The following is a 14,561-nucleotide window of genomic DNA, read 5'->3' as shown; positions in this document are numbered from 1 at the left end:
CCGGCTCCATCCGGGGCGCCGGGCCGTCGGCGCGGCGCTCGCCGTGCGCGTCCCGCCAGGTGCAGACCGCGGCCAGGTCGAGCTGGACCGGCCCGCCGGAGACCAGCCGGTGCACCACCGCCACGCACGACCGGCCGTGCACCATGGCCAGCTCCCGCTCGACGACCACGTCACCGATCCGCCAGCGCCACCGGGGCAGGCCGTCGACCAGGTCGAACCGTTCCAGCAACTCGAAGCCGCGCGGGTCGACGTCGCCGGAGGCCCACTCGTGCGCGCCGAGGCGCACCCGCGCGCCGGAGGCGAGCCGCACGGCCGGGTCGAGACCGACCAGTCCCACCCGGCGGGACGCCGGTGTCTCACCGGGGACCACCAGCAGGCCGTGGTAGCGACGGGTGCGCAGCCCGCTGACCGTGCCCGTGGCGTAGCCCCCGAGGCCGTCGGCAACCAGCCACTCCCGGGTCGCCCCGCTGGTCAGCTCTCCGCAGACCTGCGGGCCGAAACGAATGTCGATCAACTTTCCTCCACCGGCCGCGGGGTGTAACGCGCCACGACGAGAATGGCCGCTGTGGTGAACTCCCGCGGCGGCATCGAAGATGTGCAGGTGATCACCGACGTGTCGCTCCCGAACGTTCCCGCCCCCGACCCTGAACGGCTCCGGCTGGCCCAGGCCGACGCGGGGGAGCAGGACTGGCGCGCATGGGGTCCCTATCTGTCCGAACGGGCGTGGGGGACGGTACGGGAGGACTACAGCGAACACGGCACGGCGTGGGACTACTTCCCCCACGACCACGCGCGGTCCCGAGCCTACCGGTGGTCAGAGGACGGCATGGCGGGCGTCTGCGACGACCGGCAGACGTTCTGCTTCGCCCTGGCGCTGTGGAACGGCAGGGACCCGATCCTCAAGGAGCGGATGTTCGGCCTCGGCGGCGACGGCGGCAACCACGGCGAGGACGCCAAGGAGTACTGGTGGTACGAGGACTCCACCCCCACCCACTCCTGGATGCGCTGGCGCTACCACTACCCGCAGGCCGCCTTCCCCTACGACGAGCTGGTCGCGGTGAACGCGTTGCGCGGCCGGGACGACACCGAGTACGAGCTGGTCGACACCGGCATCTTCGACGACGACCGGTTCTGGGCGGTGACCGTGGACTACGCCAAGGCCACGCCGACCGACATGTGCATCGTGGTCACCGTGGCGAACCGGGGCGACCGGGCGGGCACCCTGCACGTGCTGCCCACCCTGTGGTTCCGCAACACCTGGGCCTGGGGGCTGCCCGGCGCGGACCGGGTGCCCCGGCTGGTCGGCGAGGGCTCCCGGCTGGTCGGCGAACACCGGGTCCTGGGCCAGCTGCTGCTGGAGGGCGACGGCGAGCCCACCCCGCTGCTCTGCGACAACGACACCAACGCCGAGCGGCTCTGGGGGCTGCCCGGCCGCTCGCCCTACCCGAAGGACGGCATCAACGACCACGTGGTCAACGGGGCCGCGACGGTCAACCCGGCGGGGGAGGGCACCAAGGGGGCGCTGCACTACGTGCTGGAGGTGCCGGCGCGCGCCCAGCGGCAGATCAGGCTGCGCCTGACCCGTACCGCCCCGCCGCCCGGCGGCACCCCGCCGCCCCCGGCGGAGCTGGGCGACGGCTTCGACGCGGTGGTCTGGGCCCGGCGGGCGGAGGCGAACCGCTTCTTCGCCGGGGTGATCCCGGCCGCCGCCAGCGCGGACGAGGCCCTGGTCGCCCGGCAGGCGATCGCCGGGCTGATGTGGGGCAAGCAGTTCTACCACTTCGACGTCAAGCGCTGGCTGGAGGGCGACCCCGGCTCGACGCCGCCGCCGGGGCGCCGGCACGGGCGCAACAGCGCCTGGTGGCACATGACCAGCTTCGACGTGATCTCCATGCCGGACCCCTGGGAGTACCCCTGGTACGCCGCCTGGGACCTGGCCTTCCACTGCGTCAGCATCGCCCGGGTCGACCCGGGTTTCGCCAAGGACCAGCTGCTGCTCCTGCTGCGCGAGTGGTACCTGCACCCCAACGGGCAGATCCCGGCGTACGAGTGGGCGTTCGGCGACGTCAACCCGCCGGTGCACGCCTGGGCGGCGCTGAAGGTGTTCGAGATCGACGGCGGCCGGGACCACGACTTCCTGGCCCGGGTGATGCACAAGCTGCTGCTCAACTTCACCTGGTGGGTCAACCGCAAGGACACCGGCGGCAACAACGTCTTCGAGGGCGGCTTCCTCGGCCTGGACAACGTCGGCCCGTTCGACCGCTCGGCGGCGCTGCCGGTCGCCGGGGTGCTGGAGCAGTCCGACGGCACCGGCTGGATGGCCATGTACGCGTTGAACCTGCTCGACATGGCGATCGTGCTGGCCGAGCACGACCGCACCTGGGTGGACACCGCCACGAAGTTCTTCGAGCACTTCGCCTACATCGCGGCGGCCGCGTACGAGCAGGGCCTCTGGGACGACGAGGACGCGTTCTTCTACGACGTGCTGCGGCTCGCCGACGGCACGAAGGTGCCGCTGAAGGTCCGCTCGGTGGTCGGGCTGCTGCCGCTGGCGGCCACCACCCGGCTCACCGCCCGTACCCTGCACCAGCTGCCGGAGTTGGGCGCCCGGCTGCGCTGGTTCCTCACCAACCGCCCCGAGTACGCCGAGGTGATCGGCGCCCGCCGGCTCGGCCCGGACGGCCGGCAGCACCGGCTGCTCTCCATGGTCGGCCCGGAGCAGATCGTCCGACTGCTGGCCCGGATGCTCGACGGCGACGAGTTCCTCTCCGACTACGGCCTGCGGACGCTGTCCCGGGCGCACCTGGACAAGCCGTTCTCGGTGACCCTCGGCGGGCAGGAGTTCTGCGTCGGCTACGAGCCGGCCGAGTCGACCAGCGGGCTGTTCGGCGGCAACTCCAACTGGCGCGGCCCGATCTGGATGCCGACCAACTTCCTGCTGATCAGCGCCCTGCGCGACTACGCCGCCTTCTTCGGCGACGACCTGCAGGTGGAGTACCCGACCCGGTCCGGGGTGAAGCGCACGCTCGACGAGATCGCCGACGACCTCTCCGCCCGGCTGATCTCGCTGTTCACCCGCGACGACTGGGGCCGACGCCCGATCTACGGCGCCGCCCAGCTGTTCCAGACCCACCCGGACTGGCGGGACCTGATCTGTTTCCCGGAGTACTTCCACGGCGACAACGGGGCCGGCCTGGGCGCCTGGCACCAGACGGGCTGGACCGCGCTGGTCGCCGACCTGATCCTCACCCTGCGGCGCTGACGTGCCGGTGACGGCCGCCGCGACCGGGGAGAACCCGGGTGACCGGGGCGGCGGGCCGCAGTACGGTGACCCGGGCCGCGCACGGAGGGGGACCGATGGAGGACGCGACGCGCCGACGGGCCGGGCAGGTGCTCGTCTTCGACGCCGACGACACGCTCTGGGAGAACAACGTCCTGTTCGAGCGGGTGATCGACGACTTCCTGGCGTGGGTGGACCACCCCACCCTCGACCGGGTCGAGATCCGGGCCGTCCTCGATGACATCGAGCGGGCCAACGCGGCGACGCACGGCTACGGCAGCAAGGTCTTCCTGCGCAGCCTCGGAGAGTGCCTGGAGCGGCTGCGGCAGCGGCCCACCACGGAGGCGGAGCGCCGCGAGGTGGAGGGCCTGGCCGTGGCGCTGGCGGAGCACCGGGTGGAGCTGATGCCGGGGGTCGCCGAGGCGCTGGACGAGCTGGCCGGCCGGCACCACCTGCTGCTGCTGACCAAGGGCGAGCCTGCCGAACAGCAGCGCAAGCTCGACGCCTCCGGCCTGCTGCACCACTTCCGGGCCGCGCACATCGTGATGGAGAAGGACGTCGACACGTACCGGTGGCTAATCAAGGAGCACTGCTTCGACCCGGCCGCCGCGTGGATGATCGGCAACTCCCCGAAGTCCGACATCCGGCCCGCCCGGGCGGCCGGGATGAACGCGGTGTTCATCCCCAACGACAACACCTGGGTGCTGGAGCACGACGAGCTGGACCCGGCCGACCCGGGCGTGCTGCACCTGGCCGCCTTCCCCGAGCTGTTGCGGCACTTCTGAGCCGCGCCGGTGGCCCCCGCACGGCGCGCCCCGGCTGCGCGCGCCGTGCCGCCGGCGGTGGCATGGTGGACGGGCGCCCGGCGACGGTGCAGCCCCGGCGTCGTGGGGTCGGCGCGCCACCCCTCGCACACAGGGTCCCTCGACCCGGAACAGCGCTGAATTCGACGGCCGTGTTACGCCGACATGCCGCTTTTCGTCCTTGACATCAATCACTCCTCGGTGGCCCCCGCGCACCTTGTCCGAGCTGGAGGAACGCGCCTAGCCTGATCCGGCGCTCACGGCTCTTCGGGGTGAGTCGGGGCGCGCCGAAGTCCGGTAGTTGGGCACCGTGGAGCTGAGTGCAGGCGGGCCGGCTCGCCGTGGTGAGCCCGGCGTGGGCGGCGTGCCAACGCCCGCGCGCTCATCCTGGCGATGGCCGCTACCACGCCGGACGGTTGGGGGTCAGGGCCGGGGAGTTGCGGACCCGGTCCTGACCCGTACCCGGGCATTCTCGCCTCCCGCCGGCGCGGGCCGTCCGGGCGAGGCAGGTCGCCGCGCGGCCCTACTGATCAGCAAAAATCACTGTTTTCGGGACAGCGCGGGGAAGCAACGAGTGTCAGGATCTTGGGAATGAAGCGCAGAACCCTCATCCTCGGGGCGGCGGCGGGCGTAGCCGCCCCCGTCGTGGCCACCGGTGCGACCCCGGCCGCGGCCGTGGTCACCGACCCCGACAGCGGCGGCCCGACCGGCACGGTCCGTCCCCGCCGGCACGTCAAGAACCGCGCCGACCTGCTGACCACCCTCCCGCGGGACAGCAGGCAGGTCGTCCTCGTCACCGGCAACGGCTACACCACCACCTACGCCACCCTGGAGACGTTCGCGCAGCTCGGTGGCAGGTGGGTCCCGATCTCGGCGCCGCTGCCGGCCCGGATCGGCTCGAAGGGCTTCAGCGACAACCACGTCGAGGGGGTGCCCACCACGCCGACCGGGGTCTACTCGTTCGGCCCGACGATGTACGGCATCGCCGCGAACCCGGGCGTGCGCTACCCGTACCACCGGGTGGTGACCAACGACTGGTGGAACGAGAACCCGAGCTCGCCGGCGTACAACAGCTTCCAGCACAGCACGACGAACCCGGGCGGCTACAGCGAGGCGCTCTGGAAGGAGATCCCCGCCTACAACCACTTCGCGGTGATCACCTACAACATGGCGCCGAACGTGGCGAAGCCCGTGCCGAACGCCGGCAGCGGCATCTTCCTGCACGAGTTCAGCACCACGGCGGGCAACCCCACCGCGGGCTGCGTCAGCCTCTCCCACGCCCACCTGGTCGGGGTGCTGACCTGGCTGAACCCGGCCGCCAACCCGCGCATCGTGATCTGCCCCGCGCAGAACCTGAGCCGGTACTGAGGGCGGGCCCGGCGCCGTGCGGTCACCCGGCGCGTCGTCCCGCCCGGCTCACGAGCGGGACGACCACCCCTCAGGTGGCCTCGCCCCGGACGACCGCCACGGCCACCCGGCAGAACTCGTCCATGTCCGGGTTGAAGCCGGCGGCGATGTCGGGGTGCAGGCCCGAGCGGGTCTCGTCCAGCAGCCGCTGGCAGACCTGCTCGACCGGCTCGCCGGCGTAGCTGGCGCGGACCCGTTCCGCCGCCGCCTGCAACGCCGAGGTCAGCTGGTCCTCCAGCGGCCCCCGCAGCTTCTGCTGCACGGGATCGAGCCCCCGAGGGTCCAGCGTGACATGTGGCTCCGACATCGGCGCTCCCTTCGTCGGCGTCCGCGGTACCCCACCGCGGGCGTCGGTCAAACCAGGGCGGCTACGGCGGCGACCCGCACCTGGTACGAGAATTCCTCCGCCGGCTCCTCGGCGTACGACAACCGGCGAATCTGCCGGTCGTCGTCGTAGAGGGCGACGTCGACCAGGACACCGAGGTGCGCCAGGCCGATGCTGGCCACCCGCTTCTTGTCCTGGAGCACCGCGCACACCCCGCCCAGCAGGCTGCTGGCGTCGGAGGTGCGGTGCCCCGGCGGGCAGCGCAGCACGAGGTCCACCTCGACCGGCCCGGAGAGCGGGGTCCAGCCGGTGCGCTGGGCCGCCACGCAGGCCGCTTGGAGCAGGGCGCGGACCCTCGTCGCCTGCCGGTGCCCGGCGGCGAAGATGGACAGCGCCTCGGTCTTGACCGGTGGCAGGCCGCTCACCTCGAACATCAGGGCGAGAGCGCGGGTGTCCTGCACGACGGCACCTCCTCGTTGGGGACGATCCTGCCCAACCGGTGGACCGGCAGAGGGGAGTTCCCGCGAGAACCAACCGATCGGGCGGGCTGGGGGTCGGCCGGAGGCGTATCGACGTCGGCGGCGAACGCGCTGGCTGGCGGAGCTAGGGAAACGCTAGTCCACCCGCGGGGCGCTGGGTAGCTCTGCCGCTCACTGGGTGGGACGAGGTGCGAACGCGCAGAACTCGTTGCCCTCCGGGTCGGCCAGCACCCACCAGCTGACGTCGTCGTCCGGCTCGCGCAACAGCGTCGCGCCGGCCCTGATCAGCGCGGTCGGCGTCGCCTCGGTCAGGTCGACGTCCCAGTGCATCCGGTTCTTGACCGTCTTGCGCTCCGGCACCGGGTCGAAGACCCAGTGGTCCCAGGGGAAGCCGGCGGCTGCGACCAGCGAGGCGTAGCCCTCCCCGCTGGTCTCCACCGTGCCGCCGACCACCCCGGCCCACCAGGTCGCCTGCGCCGCCGGGTCGGCCGCGTCGACGACCAGCTCGAACGGCCCCGGGCGGGTGTCGTCGCGGGGCGGGAAGGCGCAAAACAGGTTGCCGTCCGGGTCGGCCAGCACCCACCAGCCGATTTCCGTGTCGGGCTCGCGCACCAGCCGGGCGCCGGCCGCGAGCAGCGCCGCCGGCTCCGCGTCGGCGAGCCGCAGGTCCAGGTGTACGCGGGTCTTGCCGGTACGCGGCTCGGGCACCTGGTTGACCCAGATCGACTCGGCGCCGGAGCGGGCCTCGCGCGGGTCGACCCGGGTGTCGCCGTCGCCGGTGTCGACCACCTCGCCGTCGAGGATCCGGGCCCAGAAGGAGCCCAGCCCCCGGGCGTCGGCGGCGTCGAGACAGAGGTCCTTGAAGCGCGCGATCATGCGCCCATCATGCCGCCCCCGGTGCCCACCCCGCCGTTCCCACCCCGCCGTTCCCACCCCGCCGTGCCCACCGCGCCGGCGCGCGTTGTCCCGGAAGGCGTGGTCGTTCGACGGCCACCCTTTCCGGCAACGGGTGCGGATCCCGGTCGGAGGGGTCAGGAGCGGCCGCGCTTGACCTCGTGGAAGGCGGGGATGCGCAGCAGGGGGAGCAGGGAGTCCCAGATGGTCAGGGCGTCGTCGGTGCCGGGCACCTCGGTGAGGATCGGGCCGTGGACGCCCCGCTCCGTGCCGGGCACCATGAGCACCGGCGAGCCGATGTCCGGGCCGGCCGAGGCGTACGCCAGCGCGTGCGACTCGCGCACCGCCTCGTCCCAGCGCTCGTCGTCGAGAGCCGCCGCCGCCGCCTCCAGGCCGGCCGCCGCCACGGCCGCGGCCACGATCTTCGGCGACAGCGGGTCGCCTGCCTCGTAGGTGCGGGCGCCCAGTTCCGCGTAGAACCGGGCGATGTCGTCGTGCCGGTCCTCGGCCCGCAACGCCTCCACCAGCCGCAGCGCCCGGGAGGAGGCGGTCATCGCCTCGGCGAACTGCGGCGGCACGTTGCCGGCGTTGAGAATGGCCAGGCTGAACGCCCGCCACTCGACGCGCAGGTTGCGGGCGTCGGCGACGGCGACCAGCCAGCGCGAGGTGCGCCAGGTCCACGGGCAGGCGGGATCGAAGAAGAACGTGGCGTCCATCGGCCGAGCGTACGGCCCCCCGGGCGTCGCCGCAGCGGGATGATCCTGGCCACACCAGAGCCTGTCGGCGGCGTCTCGCCAGCGTCAGGTTTCGCGACTTCGCAGGTCGGGCAGTGTTGGGCCACGAAACGCTTCGGGGGTGCGACCCGTCCGCTGGTCGGGGCTCCGACCGTCTCGCCGTGCGCCGGGGCACGGAGCCTTTCCCCGGCTGTTGGCCGAGCAAGAGGGGAGGGGTGATGAGCGACCCTGACGGGGCCCGACACCGACGCCGTCCACGCGTGCGCGCGATGGCCGCGGCCGCGGCGTTGGCGTTGGTGGCGCCGCTGGCCGCCTGCGGTTCCGGTGGAGACGGCGGTACGCCCACGATCAACCTGTACTACCCACCCGAGCAGAACCTGCAGAAGGTGGTCGACGACTGCAACGCCCAGGCCCAGGGGCGTTACCGGATCGCCTACCGGGTGCTGCCGCGGCAGGCCGACGACCAGCGGGTGCAGCTGGTCCGCCGGCTCGCCGCCCAGGACAGCGGCATGGACGTGCTCGGCCTCGACGTCACCTGGACCCAGGAGTTCGCCAGCGCCGACTGGATCCGCGAGTGGACCGGCCAGGACAAGGCCGAGGTGGAGCAGGGCACCCTCGCCGGTCCGCTGGATACCGCCCGCTACGAGGGCAGGCTCTACGGTGCGCCGAAGAACACCAACGTGCAGCTGCTCTGGTACCGCACCGACCTGGTGCGGGAGGCGCCGAAGACCTGGGACGACATGATCTCCGCGGCTCAGGAGCTGAAGCAGCAGGGCAAGCCGCACCAGGTGCTCACCATGGGCGCGCAGTACGAGGGCTTGGTCGTCCTCTACAACACCCTCGCCGAGAGCGCCGGCGGCCGGATCCTCAGCGAGGACGGCAAGCAGGCCGTGATGGACGCCGGCACCGTCAAGGCCCTCGACCAGCTCAAGCGGTTCGCCACGTCGGGGGTGACCTCGCCGTCGTTCAGCAACGCCACGGAGGACCCGGTCCGGCTGGAGTTCCAGTCCGGCGCCGGCGCCTTCCAGGTCAACTGGCCCTTCGTCTACCCCGCCCTGCAGGAGGCGGACCCGGAGCTGGCCAAGAAGGTCGCCTGGGCCCGGATGCCGGGCGTCGACGCGAACACCCCCAGCAAGGTCACCATCGGCGGGGTCAACATGGCCGTCAGCGCCTACTCCGAGCACCCGACGGAGTCCTTCGAGGCGGCCAGGTGCATCCGCAACGAGAAGAACCAGAAGTTCTCCGCGATCAACGACGGGGTGCCGCCGACCATCGAGAAGGTCTACGACGACCCGGAGATGGAGGAGGCGTACCCGATGAAGGAGACCATCCTGGAGGAGCTCAAGGAGCCGGCGGTCCGTCCGCTGACCCCGGCGTACCAGAGCATCTCCACGGTGATGTCGGCGATCCTGTCGCCGCCGTCGGCGATCCAGCCCGAGCAGACCGCCAACGAGCTGCGCGATGCCATCGCCGACGCCCTCGAATCGAAGGGGGTTCTGCCGTGACCGCGCGCATCCACCGCCTCGGCGCGACGCCGTCGCGCGTGGCCCACCTGCTGGAGGTGACGGCATGAGCATCAACGCCACTCCCGCCGGCGCGGACGTCAGCGCCGACGAGACCGCCACCTCGTCCACCGGGCGGCACGCGGCGGTGCCCGCCCAGCGGGCCGGGCGGGGCCGGACGCCGTTGAGCGAGAACAAGAAGGCCGAACGGAAGCTCGGCTGGCTGCTCTGCGCCCCGGCCGCGCTGGTCATGGTGCTGGTCACCGCGTACCCGATCATCTACTCGGTCTGGCTGTCGTTGCAGCGCTTCGACCTGCGCTTTCCCGACCAGCGGGAGTTCATCGGGCTGGAGAACTACGTCACCGTGCTGACCAACGAGTTCTGGTGGACGGCGTTCGGGGTGACCATGCTGATCACGGTGGTCACCGTGGCCGTCGAGTTGGTGCTCGGCATGGGCCTGGCGTTGATCATGCACCGGACGCTGGTCGGGCGGGGCATCGTCCGCACCGCCGCGCTGATCCCGTACGGCATCGTCACGGTGGTCGCCGCGTTCTCCTGGCGGTACGCCTGGACGCCGGGGACCGGCTACCTGGCCAACCTGTTCAGCGAGGGCGCGCCGCTCACCGAGCGGGCCAGCTCCCTGGCGATCATCATGCTCGCCGAGATCTGGAAGACCACGCCGTTCATGGCGCTGCTGCTGATGGCCGGGCTGGCGCTGGTGCCGGAGGACCTGCTCAAGGCCGCCTCCACCGACGGCGCCACCGCCTGGCAGCGGTTCACCAAGGTGATGCTGCCGGTGATGAAGCCGGCGATCCTGGTCGCGCTGCTGTTTCGCACCCTGGACGCGTTCCGGGTCTTCGACAACATCTTCGTGCTGACCGCCGGCGGCAACGAGACCTCGTCGGTGTCGATGCTCGCCTACAACAACCTGATCCGGGGACTGAACCTCGGCATCGGCTCCACGATGTCGGTGCTGATCTTCCTCACCGTGGCGATCATCGCCTTCGTCTTCGTGAAGCTGTTCGGTACCGCTGCCCCGGGCAGCGACGACTCCGAGAGGCGCTGACATGGCCGAAACCACCACCCGGGCGAGGCTGCGCTGGGGTCTGCTGGACGTCATCGTGGTCGTCTTCGCGCTGATCCCGGTGCTCTGGATCGCCTCGCTGTCGTTCAAGACCCCGGCCACCCTCACCGACGGGAAGTTCTGGCCGCGGGAGTGGACGCTGGATAACTACCGGACGATCTTCGCCACCGACCAGTTCGTCCGGGCCCTGGTCAACTCGATCGGCATCGCCCTGATCGCCACAGCGGTCGCGGTGGTGCTCGGCGCCATGGCCGCGTACGCGATCAGCCGGCTGGACTTTCCGGGCAAGCGGCTGCTGGTCGGGGTCTCCCTGCTGATCGCGATGTTCCCGCAGGTGTCGCTGGTGTCGCCGCTGTTCGAGATCGAGCGGCAGTTCGGCCTCTTCGACACCTGGCCGGGCCTGATCCTGCCGTACATCACCTTCGCGCTGCCGTTGGCGATCTACACGCTGTCGGCGTTCTTCAAGCAGATCCCGTGGGACCTGGAGAAGGCGGCGAAGATGGACGGCGCCACCCAGGGCCAGGCGTTCCGGCGGGTCATCGCCCCGCTGGCCGCGCCGGGGCTGTTCACCACGGCGATCCTGGTCTTCATCTTCTGCTGGAACGACTTCCTCTTCGCCATCACGCTGACCTCCACCGAGCGGGCCCGCACGGTGCCGGTCGCGCTGTCGTTCTTCACCGGCGAGTCGCAGTTCGAGGACCCCACCGGGGCGATCTGCGCCGCCGCCGTGGTGATCACCATTCCGATCATCCTGTTCGTCCTCTTCTTCCAGCGCCGCATCGTGTCCGGCCTGACCTCCGGCGCAGTCAAGGGATAGGTGGTAGTCGTGGCTGACATCGTGCTCGACAAGGTGAGCAAGAAGTTCCCGGACGGGACCGTCGCGGTGGCCGACGTCGACCTGGAGATCGCCGACGGCGAGTTCGTCATCCTGGTCGGTCCCTCCGGCTGCGGGATGTCCACCACCCTGAACATGATCGCCGGGCTGGAGGACATCAGCTCCGGCGAGCTGCGCATCGCCGGTCAGCGGGTCAACGACAAGGCCCCCCGGGACCGGGACATCGCGATGGTGTTCCAGTCGTACGCCCTCTACCCGAACATGACCGTCCGGGAGAACATGGCGTTCCCGCTGCGGCTGGCGAAGCTGGACAAGGAGACGATCAACCGGAAGGTGGAGGAGGCGGCCAAGGTCCTGGAGCTGACCGCGCTGCTGGACCGCAAGCCGGCCAACCTCTCCGGCGGCCAGCGCCAGCGGGTGGCGATGGGCCGGGCCATCGTCCGGCAGCCCAAGGCGTTCCTGATGGACGAGCCGCTGTCCAACCTGGACGCCAAGCTGCGGGTGCAGATGCGCACCGTGGTGTCGCGCCTGCAGAAGCAGCTCGGCACCACCACCGTCTACGTCACCCACGACCAGACCGAGGCGATGACCCTCGGCGACCGCGTGGTGATCATGCGGGGCGGCGCGGTGCAGCAGGTCGGCCCGCCGCAGGAGCTCTACGACCACCCGCGCAACCTCTTCGTCGCCGGCTTCATCGGCTCGCCGTCGATGAACTTCCTGCACGCGGCCGTCGAGGACGGCAAGCTGCGCACCGCGCTGGGCGACGTGCCGATCGGTGAGCGGGTCCGCCGCGAACTGGAGGGCGCGGACGCGCCGCGCGAGCTGATCCTCGGCATCCGCCCGGAGCACTTCGAGGACGCTGAGCTGGTCGACGACGACACCCGCCGGCGCGGCATGGAGTTCGAGGCGCCGGTCGACATCGTCGAGTCGATGGGCTCCGACAAGTACGTCTACTTCACCGTCGAGGGGGAGCGGGCCAGCGCCGCCGAGCTGGAGGAACTGGCCGCCGACGCGGGCGCGTCGGACTTCACCGGCGCGGGCGCCAGCCTGGTGACCCGGCTCTCCGCCGAGTCCCCAGTGGCGGAGGGGCAGCACCGGCGGGTCTGGTTCAACCTGGAGAAGATCCACCTGTTCGACCCGTCCAACGGCCGGAACCTGACCCTGCACGAGGGCCGGGCCGCGGGCGCGCTCGCCGACTGACGCAAACGGGCGGACCGCGCCTGCGGGCGGGTGGGCCGAATCGACCCACCCGCCCGTCGTACGTCAGGTGTCAGCGACGTCGCCGGCTGGGTTCCGGGATGTCGGCGTCGATGCGCTCCCGGCGGACCTGGTCGTCGATGGCCTGCTGCTCCACGACCTCGTCCTTGGACAGGTGGACCCGCTCGACGGGCACCGTGTCCTTGCTGACCACCGGCCGCTCGGCGCGCAGCGTCATCTCCTGCTCGGCCTCGCCGATGTCCGCCCGGACGCCCCGGGCGTCCCGGGCGGCGATCGGCTCGCGCTCGACGTACACCTCGTCGTGCTCGACCGGCACGGTGGTGTGCACGTTCTCGGAGACCACGTACTTGCGCAGTCGCGCCTTGCCGGCCGGCTGGCTCTCCGTGCCGACCCGCAGCCGCTCCTCGGAGCGGATGAGGTCCTCACCGGCGCCCGGCGCGCGGCCCCGGGCGGCAGGCGGCGCGGGCTGCGGCGCCAGCCGGTAGTGCGCGTAGAGCTGCTCGATCTGCTCCGTGTTCAGCGGCTCGTCGGTGCCGGCGTCCACCGCGGGAGCGTTCTTCACCGTCGACTTGTCGTAGTCGACCGCGAGCCCCGCGTCGGTGATCCGGGCCTGCTGCAGCGGAGCCATCGACTCCTTCTGGCCCATCACGCCGGTCTTCACGCTGACCCAGGTCGGCTCACCGGCGGCGTCGGCCCAGATCTGACCAACGCTGCCGATCTTCGACCCCGAGCGGTCCTTGACGTCCTGTCCGTACAGCGAATTGGCCTGCTGTGCGTTCAACCTCATGGACGTTACCTCCCTCTCGTGTCACGACGCGGATACCCGACGGCCCGGGGCCGATGCGTCGCCGGTCCCTTGAATAGGAGTACGACGCTGCGTGGCGCGGCGGCCCGTGGCAGGGTGGGGCCACTGGGGTGGCGGAGGTGGATGGGACGTGGACCCACGGCTGGCGGCGCTGGCGCAGGCACACGGCGTCGCGACCTGGTACGAGGACTGGCGGCACCGACGCGTCGAGATCGCCCCGGAGACCGTCGTGGCGGTGCTGGGGCTGCTCGGGGTGGACGCCGGCGACCCGGCGGCGGTCAGCGCCGCGCTCGCCGCCGCCCGGGCCGCCGACGGGGCCGCGCTGCCGGACACCGTGGTGCTGCGGGCGGGGGCGACCCGGGTCCTGCCCGGCCCGGGCACGGTGATGCTGGAGTACGGCGGCACCCGGGCGGTCGACGGCGAGCTGCCCGGGGACCTGCCGCTGGGCTGGCACCGGCTGGCCTGCGACGCCCGGGAGGTGCCACTGGTGGTGGTGCCGAGCCGGCTGCCGGCGCCGCCGCGCGCCTGGGGCTGGACGCTCCAGCTCTACGCGCTGCGCTCCGAGCGTTCCTGGGGCATGGGCGACCTCGGGGACCTGGCCGCGTTCACCCGCTGGGCGGGGGAGACCGGCGCCGGGTTCGTGCTGCTCAACCCGCTGCACGCCACCGGCCCGGCCCACCCGGTAACCGCCTCGCCCTACTCGCCGTCCAGCCGCCGTTTCGTCAACCCGCTCTACCTGCGCGTCGCCGACACCCCCGCCTACCGGGCGGCGGACCCGGCGACCCGGGCGGTGGTCGACGCGCTGCGTCCGGACGCCGGTGACCTCATCGACCACGACGTCGTATGGGCGGCGAAACGGCACGCCCTGGAACTGCTCCAGCCGTACGCCGAGCCGGTCGACCTGACCGCCGACCCTGACCTGGCCGCCTTCGCCACCTGGTGCGCGCTGGCCGAGCGGCACGGCAACGACTGGCGCTCCTGGCCGGCGGAGCTGCGCCGCCCGGACGGGCCGGCGGTGGCCGCCGAACGCGCCCGCGCGGCCGACCGGGTGGCCTTCCACGCGTGGCTGCAACACCTCTGCGACCGGCAGCTGGACGCCGCCGCGGCGGCTGCCCGGACGGCCGGGATGCCGGTCGGCGTCGTGCACGACCTCGCGGTGGGCATCGACCCGGGGGGCGCGGACGGCTGGCAGCTC

Annotated in this window: 14 protein-coding genes; 8 read left to right on the top strand and 6 right to left on the bottom strand. The window is 72.0% G+C overall.

What is annotated here, in order from left to right:
* Positions 1 to 514, bottom strand: a 514-nt coding sequence (locus NCC78_RS15840) for a glycogen debranching enzyme N-terminal domain-containing protein (protein WP_250795315.1), incomplete at its 3' end; no start/stop codon positions are given.
* Between the two features lie 42 nt (positions 515 to 556).
* On the opposite strand from NCC78_RS15840, the gene NCC78_RS15835 reads away from it, so the two are divergent.
* From NCC78_RS15835 to NCC78_RS15825, 3 genes are all read left to right on the top strand, one after another.
* Complete coding sequence (locus NCC78_RS15835; protein ID WP_250795314.1) at positions 557 to 3,262, top strand: MGH1-like glycoside hydrolase domain-containing protein; 2,706 nt, start codon at positions 557 to 559, stop codon at positions 3,260 to 3,262.
* 95 nt (positions 3,263 to 3,357) lie between these two features.
* Positions 3,358 to 4,065 carry an HAD family hydrolase gene (locus tag NCC78_RS15830; protein ID WP_250795313.1) on the top strand — a complete coding sequence of 236 codons (708 nt, stop codon included), beginning with the start codon at positions 3,358 to 3,360 and terminating at the stop codon, positions 4,063 to 4,065.
* Between the two features lie 609 nt (positions 4,066 to 4,674).
* Positions 4,675 to 5,451 carry a L,D-transpeptidase family protein gene (locus NCC78_RS15825; protein WP_250795312.1) on the top strand — a complete coding sequence of 259 codons (777 nt, stop codon included), beginning with the start codon at positions 4,675 to 4,677 and terminating at the stop codon, positions 5,449 to 5,451.
* Positions 5,452 to 5,521: 70 nt separating this feature from the next.
* Here NCC78_RS15825 and NCC78_RS15820 read toward each other — a convergent pair whose 3' ends face one another.
* From NCC78_RS15820 to NCC78_RS15805, 4 genes are all read right to left on the bottom strand, one after another.
* On the bottom strand, positions 5,522 to 5,797 hold the full coding sequence (locus NCC78_RS15820) for a hypothetical protein (RefSeq protein WP_250795311.1): 276 nt from the start codon (positions 5,795 to 5,797) through the stop codon (positions 5,522 to 5,524).
* A 47-nt stretch (positions 5,798 to 5,844) separates the two neighbouring features.
* The gene (locus NCC78_RS15815; RefSeq protein ID WP_250795310.1) at positions 5,845 to 6,276 is read right to left on the bottom strand and encodes a RusA family crossover junction endodeoxyribonuclease; all 432 of its coding nucleotides are present in this window, start codon (positions 6,274 to 6,276) and stop codon (positions 5,845 to 5,847) included.
* A 189-nt stretch (positions 6,277 to 6,465) separates the two neighbouring features.
* A complete protein-coding gene (locus tag NCC78_RS15810; RefSeq protein WP_250795309.1) occupies positions 6,466 to 7,170 on the bottom strand; it encodes a VOC family protein in 705 nt (234 codons plus the stop codon).
* Positions 7,171 to 7,325: 155 nt separating this feature from the next.
* Positions 7,326 to 7,904, bottom strand: coding sequence for a DsbA family protein (locus tag NCC78_RS15805; RefSeq protein WP_250795308.1), 579 nt, complete (start codon positions 7,902 to 7,904; stop codon positions 7,326 to 7,328).
* A gap of 236 nt (positions 7,905 to 8,140) precedes the next feature.
* On the opposite strand from NCC78_RS15805, the gene NCC78_RS15800 reads away from it, so the two are divergent.
* From NCC78_RS15800 to NCC78_RS15785, 4 genes are all read left to right on the top strand, one after another.
* Positions 8,141 to 9,427, top strand: coding sequence for an ABC transporter substrate-binding protein (locus NCC78_RS15800; protein ID WP_250795306.1), 1,287 nt, complete (start codon positions 8,141 to 8,143; stop codon positions 9,425 to 9,427).
* Between the two features lie 64 nt (positions 9,428 to 9,491).
* Entirely contained in the window at positions 9,492 to 10,490 is a 999-nt protein-coding gene (locus tag NCC78_RS15795; RefSeq protein WP_250795305.1) for a carbohydrate ABC transporter permease, read from the top strand.
* A gap of 1 nt (position 10,491) precedes the next feature.
* Positions 10,492 to 11,325, top strand: a complete 834-nt coding sequence (locus NCC78_RS15790; RefSeq protein ID WP_250795304.1) for a carbohydrate ABC transporter permease — start codon at positions 10,492 to 10,494, stop codon at positions 11,323 to 11,325.
* Between the two features lie 9 nt (positions 11,326 to 11,334).
* Positions 11,335 to 12,543 (top strand): ABC transporter ATP-binding protein, encoded by a 1,209-nt coding sequence (locus NCC78_RS15785; RefSeq protein ID WP_250795302.1) that lies wholly within the window; start codon positions 11,335 to 11,337, stop codon positions 12,541 to 12,543.
* Positions 12,544 to 12,613: 70 nt separating this feature from the next.
* Here the strand turns inward: NCC78_RS15785 and NCC78_RS15780 are convergent, their stop codons facing one another.
* Positions 12,614 to 13,348 (bottom strand): YsnF/AvaK domain-containing protein, encoded by a 735-nt coding sequence (locus tag NCC78_RS15780; RefSeq protein WP_250795301.1) that lies wholly within the window; start codon positions 13,346 to 13,348, stop codon positions 12,614 to 12,616.
* 148 nt (positions 13,349 to 13,496) lie between these two features.
* Between NCC78_RS15780 and NCC78_RS15775 the strand changes: the two genes are divergently transcribed.
* Positions 13,497 to 14,561: 4-alpha-glucanotransferase (locus NCC78_RS15775; RefSeq protein WP_250795300.1), on the top strand; the 1,065-nt coding region annotated here is incomplete at its 3' end.

It is taken from the genome of Micromonospora phytophila, from assembly GCF_023656545.1.
GTDB lineage: Bacteria > Actinomycetota > Actinomycetes > Mycobacteriales > Micromonosporaceae > Micromonospora > Micromonospora phytophila.
This window is presented reverse-complemented; position numbering and strand designations above follow the sequence as displayed.